We start from the raw sequence: 19,988 nt of genomic DNA, 5'->3' as shown, positions 1-19,988 counted from the left end.
ATTCTGGGGCACAGCTTCCGCTTGAGGCCTCCGCCGGAAAGCGTGTCCCGTTCTGAGGCCTGATTCCGGGATGCAATTTCCGCTTGAGAGCCGTTCCGGAAAGTACGTCCCATTCTGGAGCCGAAATCTGGGACGCAGCTTCCGCATGCGGAGGCGCTCCAAACAAAAGGCCCCGGCTCGCGATGGAGCTGGGGCCAAGGGCACAGCATATGCAGTTGGTGTTGAGCGCGAACAGCCCGTCAGCAATGACCGTCCGCGCTCTACCCTACCCGCGGTGACGGGCGCGGCTGTACGGCGTATCCACCATGGGCAGATCGGGGCGTAGCTTGCCGTCAAACGCGCGGTAGGCGTTCTGCACGGCGGGCGCCGTGGGGATCGTTGCGATCTCGCCGATGCCCTTGCCGCCGTATGCCACGGGCAGCAGTTCGTCCTTCTCCACGTAGATGGCGTGGATATCCGGAATCTCGGGCGCACGGAACAGCCCGAGCGTGCCGTATCTTGCCTGGGGCACGCAGTCCTTGAGCGGCCAGTCCTCGGTAAGCGCATAGCCCATACCCATGAGCACGCCGCCTTCGATCTGACCCTGGATGGAGATGGGGTTGACCACCTTGCCGGAATCGTGCGCGGCATAGACCTCGCTCACGCGGCCGTCATCGTCCAGAATGACCACATGTGTGGCAAAGCCGTAGCAGATGTGGCTCTTGGGGTTGGGAACATCCGCGCCCAGTTTGTCGGTCGGCTCCAGGTACACGTAGCCAAACTCGCATCCCTCGAGCGCCTTGATGGCGGTCGCAGGATCCTGAGGATGCATACCCTGACCGGCGACGAGCTCCTGCGTGCGCAACTGATAGGCGCGACCGTCGTCGTACTCGATCTTGACGCCGTCGCCATGCGCGCTCACGGGAGTATCGGGTGCGGGCTTACCGGCCTCGATGCCAACCATGGCATCGCGCAGCAGGAAGGCGGCGCCGCGCACGGCCTCGCCGGTCACGACCGTCTGGCGCGAGCCAGACGTGGTGCCGGAGTCGGGAGCGTTCTCGGTGGAGCACTCGCCGTTGGCAATGCAGCTCAGCGGCAGACCGCATGCCTCGGCAACGTCCTGCAAAAAGACCGTGTTGCAGCCCTGGCCGATGTCGGACGTAGCGGCGTAGACCACGGCCACGCCGTTCTCGATGCGGATCTTGCAGCGGCCGGCATCGGGCAGGCCCACGCCCACGCCGGCGTTCTTCATGGCGCAGGCGATACCGGCGTGTCCGGGATGCGCGTAATAGGCATCCTTGACCTCGAGCAGCGTCTCCTTAAGCGCCGTGGAGCAATCGGCGATCTGGCCGTTGGGCAAAACCTCGCCCGGCTCGATGGCGTTACGGTAGCGAATCTCCCACGGATCCAGGCCGACCTTCTCGGCCAGTAGGTCGATCAGACTCTCGAGTGCAAACTCGGACTGGCAAACGCCAAAGCCACGGTACGCGCCGGCAGGCGGGTTGTTAGTGTAGTAGCCAAAGCCGCGAATGTCGGTGTTCTGGTACTTGTAGGGGCCGACGGCATGCGTGCAGGCGCGCTCGAGCACCGGGCCGCACAGCGACGCGTAGGCACCGGTATCAAAGTTGATCTCGCAGTCCAGGCCGGTAAAGTTGCCCTCGGCATCGCAGCCCAGCGTAAAGGTACCGTCCATCGCATGACGCTTGGGATGGAAAGCGAGCGACTCGGCACGCGTGAGCTTGCACTTCACAGGACGCTGGAACTTATATGCGGCGAGCGCGGCCAGGTGCTGGACCGAAACGTCCTCCTTGCCGCCAAAGCCGCCACCCACGAGCATGGTCTCGACGACCACGCGCTCGGACTCGTTGTCCCAGCCAAACATATGGGCGCACTCTTTGCGCGTATCGTAAGCGCCCTGGTCGGTCGACTGCACCTTGACGCCGTTCTTGTACGGGAAGGCCACGGCGCACTCGGGCTCCAAGAAGGCATGCTCGGTAAAGGGCGTGGTAAAGCGCTGCGTCACGGTAAACGTGCTCTCGGCCAGCGCCTTGGCGGCGTCGCCGCGCGTCACATGGCGGCTCTGGCACACGTTGTCCTTGAGCTCCACCGTGTTGCCAAAGGCAAAGAAGCTGTCGTGCAGGCGCGGGGCGTCGGCAGCCCTGGCCTCGACGATGTTGCGCACGGGCTCCAGCGGCTCGTAATCGATCCTGACGAGCTTCTTGGCCTTCTCGAGCGTCGCCTCGTCCTCGGCAACCACCAGCACAATGGCATCACCCACGCAGCGGGTGATATCGCCCTGGGCGATCATGACGTCCCAGTCCTGGATAAGGTGGCCGACCTGGTTGACCGGCACGTCCTCGGCGCGCAGGATGCCCACCACACCGGGCAGGGCCTCGGCCTTGGAAGTATCGATGGAGAGCACGCGGGCGCGCGGATACTTGGAGCGCACGGCGCTGGCGTAGGTCAGACCCGGCTGATCGAGCTCGTCGATGTCGTCGGGGTACTTGCCCTCGCCGAGAACCTTCTTGCGCACGTCGATACGGAAGGCACGCTTGCCCACACCGTAATCGTCGCCGCGCTCCAGGTCCTCGTCGATCTGCTTTTCGCCGCGGAGCACCGCAGCGGCCAGCGCAATGCCCTCGATGATCTTCTTGTAGCCGGTGCAGCGGCAGACGTTACCGCGAATGGCGTACTTGATCTGCTCCTCGGTGGGCTCGGGATCCTCGGCGATGAGCGCTGCACCCGCCATGACCATACCGGGGATGCAAAAACCGCACTGCACGGCGCCCACGGCGCCAAAGGCGTACACAAAGGCCTCGCGCACGTCCTGGGGCAGGCCCTCGACGGTCACGATGTTGCGGCCGGCGGCAAGAGCGGTGGTCAGTACGCATGCCTTGACGGCCGCGCCGTCTACATGGATGGTGCAGGTACCGCAGGCACCCTCGGAGCAGCCGTCCTTAGCGGAATGGATGTGCAGGTCGTCGCGCAAGTAGCGGAGCAGCGGCTTGTTCTGAGTCGTCGTGCGCTCGACGCCGTTAACGGTAAAAGTGAATTCCTGTGCCATGGTGATTCCCTTCTACACGCCGGCGGCGATGCCGGTGCGGTCGTGGATGGCGCCATGCGGGCAGACGACAGCGCACATGCCACACGACAGGCAGTCCGCGCCGTCGATATGGGCGCAGTTGTCCTCGATGCGGATAGCGCCGGCAGGGCACTTTTTGACGCACATGCCGCAACCGATGCAGCTCGTGTCGCAGATCTTGCGCGCAATGGCGCCCTTGTCGGTGTTGTTGCAGCGCACCAGGATGTTCTGGTAGCCGGGAACGAAGGCAATCACGCGCTGCGGGCACGCCATGCCGCACAGGCCACAGCCCGTGCACCTGGAGCGGTCCACGCGGGCGATGCCATCGACCAGCGCAATGGCACCGTGGGGGCAGGCCGCGACACAGGCGCCACAGCCAATGCAGCCTTCGCTGCAGCGGGCGTCGCCGCCTGCGGAGGCGCAACCGCTTCCGCAGGCAACGTAGGCCACGTTATGTTGAATGGATTTGGCCATAAGAGACTCGCCTATTTCTTAAGAAGGTACGAATAGTTGTCGCGCACGGCCCTGATGGTCAGGCGGACGGCCTCGGGAAGACCGGTGTTGACGGCATCGACCGAGACGGTGCGGACCGTGCCGGCGACGCGGACTTTAAAGTGGTCCTCGTCCACAGCCAGGAAGCCCTCGTTCTCGGAGTTCTCCATGTCCTGCTCGCTCCAGAACAGGGTGAGCTTGTCCTTATAGGGACGACCCTCCTGGTAGGGGCAGAACACGGCGCAGTTGCCGCACTCGTTGCACATGCCGTCGACATGTACCACCTGATGCTTGGCCAGGCCCGGCACCTTAATTGCCACGTTGGCGCGGTTGGGGCACACGTCGCAGCAGACCTCGCACACCGAGCCGCAGCCCAGGCAGCGGGTCTTGGTGCAGTTGTGCTTGTCGCGGCACAGCGACCCCTTGCGCTCGTAGCAGGTGTCCTCGCGACCGGCCTGCTCGTTGCAGTCGGCGTACTTGTTAAAGTCGACACCGGCAATGGCACGAGCGACCTCGGCGGCGTCGGCAATAGCCTCGACCACGGTGGCAGGACCGCGGCGGCAGTCACCAGCAGCCCAGACGCCCTCGACGCCGGTGGAGGTGGCGGCAAGACGGCCGCGACGGTCGTGCTCGACGCCCGCGGCATCGTACAGGCTGGCATCGATGCCCTCGCCCACGGCGCAGATCACCGTGGTGGCGGAAAGCTCGACGGTCTCGCCCGTGGCGACGGGGCTGCGACGGCCACTTGCATCCGGCTCGCCAAGTTCCATAACGTCGCAGGTCAGCACTGCGCCGTTGAGTGCCTTGGGCGCCAGCAGCTCGCAGAACTCAACGCCGTCGGCAAGAGCAAGATCGAGCTCTTCCTCGTCGGCGGGCATCTGCTTCTTGGTGCGGCGATACACCAGGCGCACGTTCTTCACGCCAGCCAGACGCTTGGCCACGCGAGCCGCGTCCATGGCGGTGTTGCCGGCGCCGATGACCACGACGTCCTCGCCCAGCTCGAGCTTCTCGCCCTTCTTGGCGGCCTCGAGGAACTCCAGCACGTCGAGCTCGGCACCCTCGCCCAAGCCTGCAGAGCCGGGCATCCAGGCACCGGTGGCCACGACCACGTCGGTAAAGCCCTGAGCCTTGAGCTCGTCAATGGACTCCACGCGGGCGTTGAGCTGCACCTTAGCGCCAAAGGCCAGGCAGAGCTCGGCATCGTGGGAGATATCGTCGCTCGCGATACGGAACTCGGGGATCACGTGACGGACCACGCCGCCGAGAGAGTCGCGGGCCTCGAAGATAGTGACGGGCACGCCGGCGCGCGTCAGGAAGAACGCCGTCGCCAGACCGGCCGGGCCGCCGCCGATAACGGCAACGTTGCGCTCGGCGTCGTTGGCAATGGCCTGGGTGCGCAGCTTGGGCAGCACGGCGGTCATGGCCTCGCGGGCGGCCTTGAGCTTGCTGGCGCGAATCTGGGCGCCCTCGGGCTCGTAGAATGCGCGCTCGCAGGCACGGCCGCAGGGATGCGGGCAGATGGTGCCGGTAATGAACGGCAGGGCGTTGCGCTCGATGATATTGTTGAGCGCGTCCTCGTAGCGGCCCTCGTCAACAGCCGCCAGATAGGCAGGGATATCCTGCTGGATGGGGCAGCTCGTACGGCAAGGCGTGGTAAAGCAGTCGGAAAGCGGGCTCTTGCCGGCGACCTTGCGGTCGGGCAGCGGGCGCAGCGGCTTCTTGTAGAGCGGGTTGGTGAGCGAGTCGGTCTGGATCGCAGTCACGGCCTCGAGAGAGACGCCCGCGAACGGCTTGCCATCCAGGTCGGTAAACTCGCCGGCCATCTGGCTAAAGCGCTCGTAGCCACCGGGCTTGAGTACGTCGGTCGCCAGGGTAACGGGCCAAATGCCGGCATCGTACAGGGCACGAATGTTGTAGACCGTGGCACCGCCGGAGTAGCTGATGCGCAGCTTGCCATCGAACTGCTCGGTAATGCGGCGGGCGGCCTCGATGGTCAGCGAGAACAGTGAACGGCCCGACATGTACATCTCGGTGGAAGGCAGCTCGTTCCTCGTCACGTCGACGGGGAACGTGTTGGTCAGCTTGACGCCAAACTCCAAGCCTCGCTCGGCGCACAGGGCAATCAGGCGCTCGAACATGGGCACGGCGTCGGCCCACTGCAGGTCCTCGCGGAAGTGTGTATCGTCGAAGACGATGTAGTCAAAGCCCAGCTCGTTCAGACGCTGGCGGGCAAACTCATAGCCCAGCAGCGTGGGGTTGCACTTGATGTAGGTGTTGAGGCCCTTCTCGGTGATGAGGTAGGTCGCGATGCGCTCGATCTCCGCCGGCGGGCAGCCATGCAGCGTGGACTCGGTTATGGAGTTGGACACGCGCGCCGGGATGGACTCGACAAACGCGGCGTCGACATGCTCAAACTTGTCCAGGTTGGCGAGCGCCCATGCGCGGCACTCGTTCCAGACGTCGGAGCCGCTGGCGTCCTTCATGCCTTCGATGTAGGCATCGACCTTGGGGCTCTTAATGCCCTCCAGGTCATAGCCCACCGACATGTTGAAGACAAAGCCGTCCGGGCTGCCCAGACCGTACTCGCGAGCGATCAGGTGGCAGGCAAACCATGCCTTCACGTACTCGGCAAAGGCCTGCGGAACCTCGAGCTCGGTCGACCATTCGCAGTTGTAGCACTCGTCCTGAGCCACGATGCAGGGCTTGTTGACGCACTTGGAGAGCTCCTCGCCGTCCATAACCTGGACGGTCTTGAGCTCAAAGAAGCGAGAACCGGCCACATAGGATGCCACGATGTTCTGGGCAAGCTGCGTATTGGGGCCGGCGGCCGGGCCAAACGGAGTCTCGATGCGCTCGTCAAAAATGGGAAGCGCACCCTCCTGGTTGGTCGTGACCATCTTGCGCACGCCAAAGATGGCGTCCTGGGTCTTGTGCTCCTCGATGATCCAGTTCATCAGCTGCGAAAACGGGATCGGCCTCATGATGTCGCTCATAGTGAGCTCCTCTCTGTAACGCCCGGCGAGACCGCGCGGCGGGCGCAAATACGGTGTAGCGCTAGCACAGCGCCGGCGACCCCGCGGAGGTCGCCTATACGCGCGTCGGATGCGGCGAAACATCTGACGCGCGCGAATCTACTTGTGAATTAGTAGGTGCGACCGTTGAGCGTGCTCCAGAGCTTCTTGGACTCAGCCATGGTCCACGCGTTGATCTTGTCCTCATCAATGCCAACGAACTCGCGATCCTTGTACAGGACGCGGCCGTTGATGATGGTGGTGCGGCAGTTTTTGCCCATCATGCCAAAGAGCATGTGGCCGTCGATATTCTCCTCGCTCAGCGACGTAAAGGGCTTGTAGTCCATAACGATGACGTCGGCGGCAGCGCCGGCCTCGAGCACGCCGAGCTTGCGATCGAAGTACTTGCTCGCCATCTTGGCGTTGTTCTTGAAGAGCATCGTCATGGCCTCGCACCAGCCCACGTTGGGCATGGCGGCGTTGTGGCGTTGAATGATCAGGAAGACCTTGAGGCTCTCGAGCATGTCGTGGGTGTAGGCGTCGGTGCCCATGCACACGGGGATGCCGCGGCGGAAGAACTCGAGCACGGGGGCGCAGCCCACGGCGTTGCCCATATTGGATTCGGGGTTGTTAACGAGCCAGGTGCCGGACTCCTTGACGATATCCATCTCGGCGGGCGTCACGTGGATGCAGTGGCCCAGCATGGTGTCGGGACCCAGCAGGTTGTGCTGCAGCAGGCGCTCGACGGGGCTGATGCCGCCGCGGTTGAGGCGGGAATCCCACACGTCGTTCATACCCTCGCATACGTGGATGTGGAAGCCGGTCAGGCCGTTGTTGGCCTCGGCCATCTTGTCCATGGTCTCGTCCGACAGCGTAAAGGTGGCGTGACCGCCAAACATGGCGGCGATCATGTGGTTGTCGTTATCGCGACGCTCCTTGGCGGCCCACTGGGCAAACTCGGCGTTCTCGGCAATGGCCTGGTCACATTTTTCCTGGCCGCGTCGATCGGAGACCTCGTAGCACAGGCACGAACGCATGCCCAGCTCCTGAGCGGCATCCTTAATGGTAAAGAGGCTTCCCGGAATCTCGCAGAAGCTCGCATGGTGATCGAAGATCGTGGTGACGCCATCGCGGATGGAGTCAAGAATCGTGGCATAGGCGCTGGCCTTGGTGCCGTCGAGCGTCAGGTTGTCGTCGATCTTCCACCACTGCTGCTCAAGATTCTCCAGGAAATTGGTAGGGTTACAGCCCTTAATGGCAAGGCCGCGGGCCAAACCCGAGTAGATGTGGGTGTGGCAGTTGATGAGTCCGGGCATGATGAGGTTGCCCCGGGCGTCGACGTACTCGGCATCCGGGTACTTGGCCTTGAGCTCGCACTCGGGGCCCACTTCGACGATCGTATCTCCGTCAATGGCGACCGCACCGTTTGGAATGAACGGGGTCTGAGCATTGCGGGTAAAGACAGAACCGTTAGCGACCAGAAGCATGGATGCTCCCTTCAACATCAGGGGCGGGGTTTGACACCTCTGACATGGCGGAGTGCGAAGCGCCGGCCTACACCGGAAACGGGCCCTCTCCCGTCAACGCTTCACCAAAGGGACAAACCCTTTGAAGTGCGGCTTGGCGCCGCATGACGTCGGCGGACGAGGCGATGCGCCCGCCGACGAATAGCACCGAATTGGCTACTTCTTGCTCTCGGGCAAGACCAGATCCACGGCAGCGTCCTTGGCAGCATCGATGTGCTGAGCCACGACCGGCGTCTGCGGAAGAATCAGGTTAAGGACGATGGCCATGATGGCGGTGGGGGTTACGGCATTGGAGCCGATGACGGTGGACACCCAGGCGGGCATACCCTCGCCGGCAAGGCAACCGCTGGCCATCCAGATACCCAGGCCAAAGACGACGGAGGTACCGACGATGGTGGTAGTGCGCTGCGTGAGGCCCTCGCGGGTGAACATGCGCACGCCGTTCATGGTGATGGTGCCAAACACGCCCACGGTAGCACCGCCGATGACGGGCTGCGGGATAGCGGAAAGGACGGCAGAGAGCTGCGGGAACAGACCGGCGATGGCAAAGACGGCAGCGATAATCACAAAGACCCACTTGTTGACGACCTTGTTGGAGCAGATGATGCCCACGTTCTGGCCAAGGGCGCTGGTGGGAAGACCGCCCAGCAGGCCGCCGACCATAGAGGTAAGGCCCTGGGACACGATAGCGCCGGAGAGCTCGCGCTCGGTGGGCATACGGTCGATGGAGCCCAGGCAGGCGGCGGAGACGTCACCGATAACCTGGATGGCAACCATGGGGAACACGACGGCGAGGGTAATGCAGACCTCGGGATCAAACTCGAGCGCGTAGGGCATGAGCTTGGGAAGGGCGAAGACCTGAGCGGTGGCGACGCTGGAGAAGTCGATCATGCCGAAGGGGATGGAGACGATCATGCCAACGATCATGCCAAAGAACACGGAGCCCAGCTTGAGCGTGCCCTTGCCAAAGTTGGCGAGCGCAAAGACCACGGCGAAGGTGATAAGAGCGACGCACCAGGCCTGCGGGGTGCCCCACAGCGGCGTGCCCATGCCGCCGGCCATGTACTTGACGGCCGTGGGATAGAGAGAGACGCCAATGGAGAAGATGACCGTACCGGTCACGACGGGCGGGAACAGCCACTTGATCTTGCTGTAGGCCAGACCAAAGAGGACCGCGACGGCGCCGCCGACGATCTCGCCGCCCAGCAGCGCACCAAAGCTAAAGCCCGAGGCACCCATGGCCTGCAGGGCCGGCAGGAACGCGAACGAAACGCCCATGACGATGGGCAGGCCGCCGCCGATGCGACGGAAGGGGGCAAAGGCCTGAAGGGCCGTGTCGATCGCCGAAAGAATGAGCGCGACCTGGATGATGTCGGTGCTCTGCTGGCTATTAAAGCCGTAGACACCGGCCATGATGACAGCCGGGGTGATGATACCGGCAAACGAAGCCAGTGCGTGCTGAAGGGCACACGGGATCATTTCCTTAACGGGAGGCATGCCTTCACGAGTGAACAGGGCTTCAGTGCCGTTCGTAACCGTCTCCTGGGTCATTTGACCACCAATCCTCGAAGTAGTTGTTTTCGCATCTAACGCTCTATTGTGACGCAGTGCGGGGTTGAGGTTGTGCCTTCGTTGCATATCGTATTAAAGATGATTCTCATTCTCAATAATAATTTTTTGTTATCAGACTATTCTTCGGCTGAAATAACTCGTTTCCGCAGGTCAGGAATGTGTCTGGTCTAAATAACATCTTACTTTTCTTTTGGTCGACCGTTTACCGCCAAAATCATACCGTTCGTCTGCATTACGCAATGTACCTGCGGATATACGAGATGATGAGCAGCGTGTTACCATGAGAAAAAATTGTTATGAACATTTCCGATTTCACCCAAAGGAGTTGCCCGTGAACGAGACCGTACGCCGCTTTTTGCCGATGGTCGATTTCCTGGAGCAGATACTCGGCAAGAACAGCGAGATCGTGCTGCACGATTTCTCGGATCCCGACCACGCCATCGTCGATATTCGCAACGGCATCGTGAGCGGCCGTAAGATCGGCGGTCCTGCCACCGATCTGGCGCTCAAGATCATGCACGACCCCAAGTATCGCGACCTGCCGTTTATTACGGGCTACGAGGGCCGCGGCGCCGGCGGCAAAACGCTGGAGTCGGCGACGTACTTTATCCGCGAGGATAACGAGATCGTTGGTATGCTCTGCGTCAACACCGACCTCTCGACCGTGCGCTCCATCAACACCATGGCGCAGCAGCTCATGGCATGCTTCGACGCGGCGCCGACGCGCACGGAGCCCGCCCCTATCGAGGTCGAAAGCCTTTCGGAGTCCACGCAGGAGCTCATCGACCGCAGCATTGCCGAGTTGCTGAGCGCACGCGGGCTGGATGTAGCGTCGCTTGGTCAGAGCGACCGCGTGGACGTCATTCGCCACCTCAACGGCAACGGGGTGTTCATGCTCAAGGGCGCTGTGGCCTGCGCCGCCACCGCGCTGGGCATTTCGGAGCCCAGCGTATACCGCTACCTGCAAAAAGTCCGCAAGGAAGGCTAAACGTGATCCCTTGGGGACGAAGGGAAACGGATCATTTTTGTCGCATCGCTTGACAAAAGACCCTGCAGCTCGCACGCGCTGCAGGGTCTTTTTGCATGTCATGTTTAGTTGTTACCAACACCTTAGAGAGCGGCGACAACCTCGATCTCGACCAGACCGCCAGCCGGAAGGGCGGCAACCTGGAAAGCGCTGCGCGCGGGGAACGGAGCCTCGAACTTGGAGGCGTAAATCTCGTTCACGGCGGCAAAGTCGGCGATGTCGGCCAGGTAGACCGTGGTCTTGACGACATCGGCAAACGTGGCGCCGGCAGCGGTCAGCAGAGCCTCGACGTTGGCGAGGGACTGCTTGGCCTGGGCCTCGACACCCTCGGGCAGCTTGCCGGTCGCGGGATCGATGCCCAGCTGGCCGGACAGAAACACCATGTTGCCAGTCTGGATACCGGGGGAATACGGGCCGATGGCTGCGGGTGCGTTATCGGAAGACACGACGGTCTTGCTCATGTTTTTCTCCTTACAAGTAAAAGGGAACGGGAGCGCGGCGTTCACACCGGGAGGCACAGTTCGGTCTGAACACCGCGCTTGATTGGGATAGTAGGGGATGAGTTTGCCCAATGCAAGATAATTATCAGCCTTCGAGAATATTTTATCGCCCAACGGTTTCCCCGGACCGCTGAACGGTTCTCATATGAAGCAGCCAGTCCAAGCTGCTGAAGACTTTATCCCGCTTAGAGCACGGGCATCGCCTGCCGCGATGGCACCACTATACTTTTGATTATCTGAGCATTTTGAAAGGCAGGATATGACCGCAACCGCCAGTCGAACCACCAACCGTAGACCCGAGCTCTTGGCCCCCGCCGGAGGCCCGGAGCCCTTCGCCGCCGCACTCGCTGCCGGGGCAGACGCCATCTACTGTGGCATGGGCAGCTTCAACGCCCGCCGCAAGGCAACGAACTTTACCGACAAGGCCTTTGAGCAGGCCTGCCGCGCTGCACACCTGGCCGGCTCGCGCGTCTACGTCACGGTCAACATCGTCATCAAGCAGTCCGAGATGGCCGATGCGTTGCAACTCATCCATCGCTGCTCCACGCTGGGCGCCGATGCCTTCATCATCCAGGACTGGGGTCTGTTCTTTGAGGTCAAGCGCACGATGCCCGGCATCGAGACGCATATCTCGACCCAGGCGAACATCCATGACGACCGCGGAACCATCTGGTGCCGCGAGCAGGGCGCCGACCGCGTGACCCTCTCGCGCGAGCTCTCCATCGACGAGATCGCCGCCATCCACGACGCCGCGCCCGATGTCGACCTCGAGGTCTTTAGCCACGGTGCCATCTGCTTTTGCTACTCGGGTCTGTGCCTGCTGTCGAGCTTTGCCATGGCGGGCCGCTCGGCCAACCGCGGCATGTGCGCCCAGCCCTGCCGCCTGCCCTACGAGCTAATCGACGAGAACGGCCGCACGCTCTCCCCCGCCGGTCGCGAGCGCGCGCTGTGCCCGCGCGACACCAACACTTCGCAGCTTGTTCGCCGTCTGTATGACGCCGGCGCCGCATCGCTCAAGCTCGAGGGCCGCATGAAGGCGCCCGATTACGTGTATTCCATCGTCGACGTGTATCGTCATCAGATTGATGACATGCTGGCCGGAACCACCGTTGCCAAGGACGAGAAAGCCGCCCGCCAGCGCCAGCTCAAGCGCTGCTTTAACCGCGACTTTACGCACGCCTATCAGGACGGCACCTCGGGCGACGAGATGATGAGCTATGAGCGTTCCAACAACCGCGGCCAGATCGTGGGCACGGTGCTGGGCAGCCGCCCGGCCAACCGAGATGTGCGCGGCCTCAAGCCCGACGACCGCCGTCGCCGCGCCGCCATCGCCCGCATTGAGCTGTTTGAGCCCGTGGAAAAGGGCGACCTGCTGGAGCTTCGCCACGATGATGAGTTCGATCAGTTCCTAACCACTATCGCTGCCGATGATGCCGCCGTCGGTGACATCATCGAGTGCCGCGTGCCCCGCAGCATGCCCGAGGGCTGCCGCGTGCGCGTCATCCGCAGCCAGCGCGCCATCGACGCCGCCGGCGCCGCGCTCAAGCGCGACGTGCTTCGCCGCCGCGCCGTTGATGTAACCGTTGTGGCGCATCTGGGCGAACCGTTTACCGTGACGCTCACCTGCTGCGACGCCCCATCGCTTACGGCCACGGCCACGGGCTTTACCGTCGAGGCCGCCAAGACCCGCGCGGTCGAGGCGTCCGATTTGGTAGAGCACGTCGGCCGCATGGGCTCCTCGCCCTTTGAGGCAGCGAGCTTTGACGTTTCGCTCGACGCCGGCTGCGGTATGGGCTTCTCCGCCGTGCACAAGGTGCGCGCCGCCGCCTGCAAGGCATTGGAGGAGGCCATTCTGGCGCCGTACGAGGAGCGCGCGAAAACGCTCGAGTTGCCGGTGATTGTAACCAGTGGTTCCCGCCCCGCGCCCGCGCACTACCGCGACGAGCCGCAGATCTGCGCCACCGTCACCACGCTCGAGGCTGCCGAGGCAGCCCGCGCGGAGGGCGCAACGCGCATCTACATGACCACCAACGCGCTCGATGCGGCCAAGCTCTCCCCCGCCGATACGTTTGAGCAGGGCATCGTACCCGTGCTCGATGAGGTCTGCCGCGCCGTTGACCACGTCCGCGTTGACCCGTGGGTTGTTGCCGGTGCCACGGTCGCTATTGGCAACATCTCTGAGCTTGCCCTGGCCGCCCAGGTTGGCGCCACGGCCGAGATTCGCTCTTGCCTGCCGGTTCATAACACGCCCTGCATGGAAGCGCTTGCCGAGCGCGGAGCCGGTGCGTTTTGGCTCTCGCCCGAGATCACGCTCGACGAGATTGTCTCGCTCGGCGCCGCCGCGCCCGCGGCGCTGGGCATCACCGTCTTTGGCCGCCCGCGCGTCATGACAAGCGAGCATTGCATTCTGCAGGTTGCCAACGGCTGCATCCACGATTGCGCCAACTGCCGCCTGCGTGCCCGCAAGCTCTCGCTCAAGAATATCGACGGCAAGGTCATGCCCGTGCGCACCGACATCCATGGCCGCTCTCGCTTGTACGACGCCTACCCCATCGACCTTACGCCGCAGGTACCACAGCTGCTCGACGCCGGCGTGCGCCGTCTTATGGTGGACGGCACGCTGCTCGAGACGGATGAGGTGGGCCGCGCCGTCGCACGCGTCCGTCGCGCTGTCGAGGCGGCTCAAGCCGGCCGCAAGCCGGCCGCCCGCCTGCGCGGCGCCACCTCGGGCTGCATGTTTGTGGGAATTAGCTAACCGAAAGGCTTACACGTGAACGAAGAACCTCAAGTCCTCTATTGCGACGCCTGGCTCATGGTCATCGACAAGCCCGCCGGCATGATCGTCCACGGCGACGGCACCGGCGAGCGCACGCTCACCGACTACGCCAGCGACCTGCTGCTGGCGATGGGCGACGGCTTTGCCGCGACCGATATGCAGCCGCTCAACCGCTTGGACCGTGACACCACCGGCGTGGTGCTGTTCTCACTCGACAAGCAGACGCAGCCCGCCTTTGACCAGATGATCATCGACCACGCGTTCGAAAAGCACTACCTGGCGCTCGCCGAGGGCAAGATCGACTGGAACGAAAAGCTCATCGACAAGCCCATCGCCCGCGACCGTCACGACAGCCGCAAGATGCGCGTCGGCGCCAGCGGCAAGCCGTCTCAAACGCGCGTGAAGGTGCTCAAACGTCTTAAGAGCCGTCGTGGCCTGCCCACGCGCTCGTATATCGATGTCGAGTTGCTCACCGGCCGCAAGCACCAGATCCGCGTACATCTGGCCAGCGAGCGCCATCCCCTGGTGGGCGATGACCTGTACGGAACGCCGCGTCCCTACGGCCTGATGCTCCATGCCCACAGCGTGTCCTTTACGCATCCCGTAACCGGCGAGCACATCCACATCGAAGCCCCCTGCCCCTGGGAGCCCTAAACCACCACAAAGGGGACAGGCACCTTTGTGGTGGTTTTGTGCCGCGATGGCTCTGCCGGATTCCCAAACATCTCGATCTGTAACAGCTAAAGCCCATTTTGCGGTCCATCTGTTACAGATCGAGACATTCGAATCCCCTCAAGGGAATAATCTCAATCTGTAACAGTAACTCGGCAAAATCAGTCCCAGATGTTACAGATTGAGACAAAGGGACGGCGCGGTTCGTAAGTATCTCGATCTGTAACACCTAGCCCACTTTTTACGGTCCAGTTGTTACAGACTTAGACAAACCGGCAGGCAACGAAAGCGGCGACGCCCGTGATGGACGTTGCCGCTTTTCTATTGAGAAAACTACTCGGTTTTCGTTACTAACCACCACAATGGGGACAGGCACCTTTGTGGTGGTTTTGGCCTTAGCCCGTCCCCTGCTGTTAGACCGTGATGACGTTGTCCATTGCCCGGTACTTGGCGGGGACCTCGCCTGCGGTAATAATCGTTGCGTCGCGGAAGTCCGCAAACTTGACGGGCGCCACCATGCCAAATTTGCTGGCGTCCGAGATTACGAAGCGTTTGGCCGTATGACGCATCGAGATGCGCTTTACTTGGGCCTCCTCGATATCGGGCGCCGTGAAGCCCTGCTCGGCGGCGATGCCATTAGAGCCCCAAAAGCCACAGTTGAAGTTGTAGCGATCTAAGGTTGCCAAGGCATCGGGGCCAACGAGCGCCTCGGTCTCGGGTTTGAGCTCGCCGCCCAGCACCACGGTACGCATGCCGCGCAAAGCGAGATGCTGAGCATGGAGCACGGAATCAGTCACATAGGTGACCCCTTCGAGATGCGGAAGATGCTCGATGAGCCTGAGCGTCGTCGAACCCGAATCGATGTACACAAAGCTCTCGGGCTCTACCAGCGCCGCCGCACGGGCGCAGATACGTTCCTTGTCGTCGTTATGGAGATCGCTGCGCTCATTAAGCGTTAGGTCGCGCGTCACGTGCGCGCGCTCAAGGCTTGTCGCGCCGCCGTGCACCTTGGCGATGCGGTGCGCTCGGTCAAGTGTCTGCAGGTCGCGTCGAATGGTAGAAGCCGTCACACCCAGGGCATCGGCAAGCTCTGGCACCGTTACTGAGCCAGCCTGTTGCACCATCGAGACGATCGCATTGAGTCTATCTTCCGCGAGCATCGCTTACTCCTCCTCGGGGTAGACGACTCCCCAATCGGCACGGAGCTTGGTCATCAGCTCCATAACATCAGAAGCATAGTCCAGAAGCTCACGCTTGGAATCATCGCCGGCGACGGCCTTCTCGAGGTCAGCCATCTCGTAGCATAGTGCGTAAGCCTCGGTGCCCGCGACGACCTCCTCGCGATGACCGTCCGCAGTCCACACGATGGTCGCATGGTCGGCGCGCGGATACTCGTTGACCTCGATATAGCACTTATCGAAGCTGATGACCGAGCGCTTGGGCTGCTTGGAGTGGAGCGTAAGGCTCACGACGCCCAGCTGCTGCTCGGCGTTACGGCAGACAATGCCGCCCGCAACATCGACACCAGTCTCGCAGGTGTTGCCGAGCGAAACAACTTCGGTTGGCTGGCTGGCCATAAACAGGCGCATGACAGAAAGGGCATAGACGCCGATGTCGAGCATGGCGCCGCCGGCGAGGTTGCGGTTGTAGAAGCGATTGGTCAAGTCGCCGTACTCCTTATAGCTGCCAAAGTTGAGCTGGGCGAGATTCATACGGCCAAAGTCGCCTACATCCATGCGACGGCGCAGCTCCTGATACAGCGGCATGTGAAGCACTGTGGTGGCGTCCATAAGGACCACGTTGTGATCGTCGGCGATGGCGCGGGCCTCGTCGAGCTCGGCGGAGTTGAGGGTAATGGCCTTCTCGCAGAGCACGTGCTTGCCGGCGGCCAGCGCGGCACACAGATAGGTAATATGCGTGTTGTGCGGCGTGGTGATATAGACGGCGTCGATGTCCGGATCGGCGTAGAGGTCCTCGACCGTTTCATAGACCTTCTCGATGCCATACTGCTCAGCAAAAGCTTGAGCCTTGGACAGCGTGCGGTTGGCGACACCCGCAAGCTTGCGGCCGGCAAGAGCGAGAGATTGGGCCATCTGGTTGGCAATAACGCCGCAACCGATCACAGCCCAACGGAGCTCGGGAGCCGTAAAGATGTCCTCGGGGAACGGCTTGTCCTGGACCGAAGCGAATGCTGCTTTGGCGGCTACCGCGGCGTCGAGTGGAACCTGCTTGGGATCTACCATATGTGCCTCCTGGGTCATGGAGCGTCTAACATTTCTGCCGTCTCTATATTCGCACAAATTAGCGCGTATGTGCGTACTTTTGCGTATATAACCGCCAAATGGTCAAAATACAGCCGCAGACGACGCTTATACACGCATAGCCACGCAATCCTACGCACACAAATACGCACAAATGCGCACTAATCATTACTCAGAGACGGGGAATTCTGCTTAGAACTCGAAAGACAGGATGATCCGCTTCGCCTCGTCGCTCATGGCGCGCTGCAGCTCTAAGGACCGTCCCAAACTGCCGACAGAAAAGGAACGTCCCAAACTGCAGACAGAAAAAGAACGTCCCCAGGCGCCGGCATTTCAAGAGCACTCATTTAAGTCTGTCCCCAATGAGTGCAATCACTCATGTAAGTCTGTCCCCAATGAGTGGGAGCAATCAGAGACTCTTTGCGAGGGAGGCCGGACGTGGCCTTCCTCGTTTTTATTCATGGACTTTAGTCCGTGCCGCGCGGCACGCGCGGCATAGAAAGCCACCCGCTCAGCGGGTGGAGGCCAATTTCCGCTACGCGACAAAAACCTTCCCCCTAGCATGAGGATTGTTCAGGTCATCATACTAGGGGGAGGTGATTGCTGTGGCCCAGAAAGCCAACAGCCTCGCGTACACGAAATGGCTGTGCAAGCACCGCATCGCACCGAGGTCAAGCTCATCGCCGCCATCGTCGAGAAGCACCCCAAGGTGCGCTTTGCCGCGAGCCGTACCTCGGCCCACGCCGACCTCTACGACCGCATGGAGCAGGCCCTGTGCGAGCGCGTGGCCAACGCGGTGGAGGTCGTCCGCTCCGACATCAGCCCCGCGCTTCTTGTCCACACCGGTCCAAACCTCGTGGGTGTGGCGGTCCAGGGACTCTAGCGGAGGCGGGGCGTCCTGCCCCAAAAACAAATGCAAAAGACGAGCACTTCTTGCCGCTCAATTGGCAAGAAGCGCTCGTCTTTTCTTAACGCGTTGTATGGCGGAGAGAGCGCAAGTTACGCGAGCGCCCTTCTTGCCAGCTCGGCCGCGCCGAGGATTCCTTGGTCGCCGCCGCAGCCCGGGGCGCAGATGTAGCTCTCCATGTCCTTAAGCTCGGCGGTCTGGATGTAGCCACCCAGATATTCGAGGGTCTTCTTGCGGACGATGCCGTAGAGCTGCTCCTGGTGCATCACGCCGCCGCCGAGGACGATGCGGCGAGGCGAGTACATGAGCACGAGGTTCGCACACATCTGCCCCAGATAATCCCCCTCGAGCGCCCACACCTCATCGTTGTCCGCGAGCTCGGCCGCGGGCTTTCCCCAGCGCGCGGCGATGGCGGGGCCGGAGGCGAGCCCCTCGAGACAGCTCGCGTGGCTCGGGCAGACGCAGCGTCCCTCCTCGGTGGGACGGGTCCTTACCAGCATGTGACCGGCCTCGGGGTGCAGCATGCCGTGAAGGAGTCTGCCCGCGCACATGACGCCCGCGCCCACGCCGGTGCCGATGGTCACGTAGACGGCGTCCTCGAGCCCCTTGCAGCAGCCGAAGACCACTTCGCCGAGGCAGGCAACGTTAACGTCCGTGTCGTAGGCCACCGGAATCCCGAGGGCGCCGGCGAACGGGGCGCGAAGACCATGGCCTCGCCACGCGAGCTTGGGCGTCTGGAGGATGGAGCCGTAGCGCTCGTCGTTGGGGTTGACGCAGGTCGGGCCGAAGGCGCCGATGCCCAACGCGTCCACATCGCGGGCGGTGAACCACTCGATCATCTGCGGGACGGTCTCGGCGGGCGTAAGCGTCGGGGTCTCCATACGGTCGAGGACCTCGCCGTCGCCGGACACCACGGCACAGACCATCTTGGTCCCGCCGGCTTCGAGGGCGCCGAGCCTCATTTGCTTTTCGCTCATGTGATCCTCCTTACAAAGGGACGCCCGCAGTCATGGTCAACCGCGGGCGCCCATAACGTTGGCTTGTTTCGAGGCGACCCTACCTGGGCACGCGGTCCTGCCTTGCGGCAAACGGGGCGAGCACGGCGTGCGGCTCGCTTTGGTACCAGTAGGCGACGGTGGAGATGTCGTCCTCGCGCTCGTAGAGCTTGATGTCGTCGTTGCCGAGGTCCTGGAACGTCACGCGCAGGTCCTCCTTGAACGAGATCGGGTCGGGAAGGTGCCACCTGTAGAGGCCGTGCCTGGGCAGCGCGTCGTCGTTAGTCGCGAGCATCGGATTCGGGTTCGGCTTGCCCGCGCTGAAGCGGTCGCGCGTGGCGTCGCGCGTCGAGCGGTACGGGTAGCCGGCGAACAGCGTGTTGAAGCACTGCGCCTCGGGCAGCGCGTGGGGCGGCCTGTCGAGGAAGGCCCAGGCACCGCCGAAGTAGTCCTCGGCTCCCGTCGAGGTGACCGTGGGGAACTCCTCGTCGCCGTCGAGGAAGAACTTCATCTCGCCCTCGCCCCACCAATAGCGCTCCAGGGCGCACAGGGCCATGTAGGTGCCGACGTAGTAGCCCTTGCCGCGCACGCCGTCGAGCACGGTGTAGTCGACGCCCCTGCGGGTGCTGCGCTCGCGGTTAAAGCGGGCGTGGAAGTACATGGCGTCGTCCGGCACGTCGGTGAGCGCGTAGTTGAACGTGTAGAAGATGTACTTAATGAACCCGGGGTGCTCGCTCGTAAGCGTGACCTTGGCGTGCTTCCTGAAGGGCATCTCGAAGTAGCAGTTCATGCCGCCCGTCGGGTTCACGCAGATGGGCATCGAGTTGACGATGGCGCGCTCACCGAAGCCGTTGCAGAAGAAGTCGCCGACAGGGCACTCGACCGAGGGGGTCTCCTCGTCGTCCCAGTAGAAGCGCAGCACGAGGTCACGCATGACGAAGCTGCCGGCGGCGGTCTTGTCGGGGACGGTCATCCAGATGTGGCGGATGATGCCGGGGCCCTCGATGTCCGCGAGCGTGATGGTCTCGCCGGACTCAAGGGGCACGCAGCACGAGCCCTTGCGGCCGACGCCGAGGTGGCTGGCCGACATGGCGGCGCGGCCCTTCTCGCCCGTGATGTTCTCGGGGGTGATGGCGCGGCTTTCCTCACCGCCGTGCATCCACACGTCCTTAAGGAACTCTCTCATCG

14 protein-coding genes are annotated in these 19,988 nt (G+C 62.6%); 4 read left to right on the top strand and 10 right to left on the bottom strand.

Going from position 1 to position 19,988, the window contains the following annotated elements; translation table 11 throughout:
• Nucleotides 1–265 precede the first annotated feature (265 nt).
• The 5 genes from xdh to DXD56_RS01565 form a co-directional block, all read right to left on the bottom strand.
• On the bottom strand, nucleotides 266–3,043 hold the full coding sequence (xdh, locus tag DXD56_RS01585; protein ID WP_117639615.1) for a selenium-dependent xanthine dehydrogenase: 2,778 nt from the start codon (nucleotides 3,041–3,043) through the stop codon (nucleotides 266–268).
• A gap of 12 nt (nucleotides 3,044–3,055) precedes the next feature.
• Nucleotides 3,056–3,535: a 4Fe-4S binding protein gene (locus tag DXD56_RS01580; protein WP_117629213.1), complete on the bottom strand. Its 480-nt coding sequence runs from the start codon at nucleotides 3,533–3,535 to the stop codon at nucleotides 3,056–3,058.
• Between the two features lie 11 nt (nucleotides 3,536–3,546).
• On the bottom strand, nucleotides 3,547–6,546 hold the full coding sequence (gene ygfK / locus DXD56_RS01575) for a putative selenate reductase subunit YgfK (RefSeq protein ID WP_117639613.1): 3,000 nt from the start codon (nucleotides 6,544–6,546) through the stop codon (nucleotides 3,547–3,549).
• A gap of 149 nt (nucleotides 6,547–6,695) precedes the next feature.
• Complete coding sequence (gene ssnA, locus DXD56_RS01570; RefSeq protein WP_117639611.1) at nucleotides 6,696–8,051, bottom strand: putative aminohydrolase SsnA; 1,356 nt, start codon at nucleotides 8,049–8,051, stop codon at nucleotides 6,696–6,698.
• Between the two features lie 195 nt (nucleotides 8,052–8,246).
• Complete coding sequence (locus tag DXD56_RS01565; protein ID WP_117639609.1) at nucleotides 8,247–9,641, bottom strand: uracil-xanthine permease family protein; 1,395 nt, start codon at nucleotides 9,639–9,641, stop codon at nucleotides 8,247–8,249.
• 352 nt (nucleotides 9,642–9,993) lie between these two features.
• Here DXD56_RS01565 and DXD56_RS01560 point away from each other — a divergent pair, with 352 nt between their 5' ends.
• Complete coding sequence (locus tag DXD56_RS01560) at nucleotides 9,994–10,650, top strand: transcriptional regulator (protein WP_233503003.1); 657 nt, start codon at nucleotides 9,994–9,996, stop codon at nucleotides 10,648–10,650.
• A 122-nt stretch (nucleotides 10,651–10,772) separates the two neighbouring features.
• On the opposite strand, the gene DXD56_RS01555 is transcribed toward DXD56_RS01560, so the two are convergent.
• Nucleotides 10,773–11,150 (bottom strand): RidA family protein, encoded by a 378-nt coding sequence (locus DXD56_RS01555; protein ID WP_089572469.1) that lies wholly within the window; start codon nucleotides 11,148–11,150, stop codon nucleotides 10,773–10,775.
• A 298-nt stretch (nucleotides 11,151–11,448) separates the two neighbouring features.
• On the opposite strand from DXD56_RS01555, the gene DXD56_RS01550 reads away from it, so the two are divergent.
• Nucleotides 11,449–13,944 (top strand): U32 family peptidase, encoded by a 2,496-nt coding sequence (locus DXD56_RS01550; protein WP_117639607.1) that lies wholly within the window; start codon nucleotides 11,449–11,451, stop codon nucleotides 13,942–13,944.
• 15 nt (nucleotides 13,945–13,959) lie between these two features.
• On the top strand, nucleotides 13,960–14,619 hold the full coding sequence (locus DXD56_RS01545) for an RluA family pseudouridine synthase (protein WP_233509001.1): 660 nt from the start codon (nucleotides 13,960–13,962) through the stop codon (nucleotides 14,617–14,619).
• 431 nt (nucleotides 14,620–15,050) lie between these two features.
• Here DXD56_RS01545 and DXD56_RS01540 read toward each other — a convergent pair whose 3' ends face one another.
• Together DXD56_RS01540 and DXD56_RS01535 are read right to left on the bottom strand one after the other, a co-directional pair.
• A complete protein-coding gene (locus tag DXD56_RS01540) occupies nucleotides 15,051–15,797 on the bottom strand; it encodes a DeoR/GlpR family DNA-binding transcription regulator (RefSeq protein ID WP_117639605.1) in 747 nt (248 codons plus the stop codon).
• 3 nt (nucleotides 15,798–15,800) lie between these two features.
• Nucleotides 15,801–16,880, bottom strand: a complete 1,080-nt coding sequence (locus DXD56_RS01535; RefSeq protein ID WP_117639603.1) for a Gfo/Idh/MocA family protein — start codon at nucleotides 16,878–16,880, stop codon at nucleotides 15,801–15,803.
• Nucleotides 16,881–17,544: 664 nt separating this feature from the next.
• Between DXD56_RS01535 and DXD56_RS01530 the strand changes: the two genes are divergently transcribed.
• Nucleotides 17,545–17,781 (top strand): hypothetical protein, encoded by a 237-nt coding sequence (locus DXD56_RS01530; RefSeq protein ID WP_089572473.1) that lies wholly within the window; start codon nucleotides 17,545–17,547, stop codon nucleotides 17,779–17,781.
• A 116-nt stretch (nucleotides 17,782–17,897) separates the two neighbouring features.
• On the opposite strand, the gene DXD56_RS01525 is transcribed toward DXD56_RS01530, so the two are convergent.
• Both DXD56_RS01525 and DXD56_RS01520 read right to left on the bottom strand, forming a co-directional pair.
• Complete coding sequence (locus tag DXD56_RS01525; RefSeq protein ID WP_199411525.1) at nucleotides 17,898–18,782, bottom strand: ROK family protein; 885 nt, start codon at nucleotides 18,780–18,782, stop codon at nucleotides 17,898–17,900.
• Between the two features lie 79 nt (nucleotides 18,783–18,861).
• A complete protein-coding gene (locus tag DXD56_RS01520) occupies nucleotides 18,862–19,986 on the bottom strand; it encodes a glycoside hydrolase family 172 protein (protein ID WP_172676343.1) in 1,125 nt (374 codons plus the stop codon).
• Between the last annotated feature and the right edge of the window lie 2 nt (nucleotides 19,987–19,988).

It is taken from the genome of Collinsella sp. TM06-3, from assembly GCF_003436395.1.
Classification (GTDB): Bacteria; Actinomycetota; Coriobacteriia; order Coriobacteriales; family Coriobacteriaceae; genus Collinsella.
Note: the sequence above shows the minus strand (reverse complement) of the source record. Positions and strands in the feature narration are given on the sequence as shown.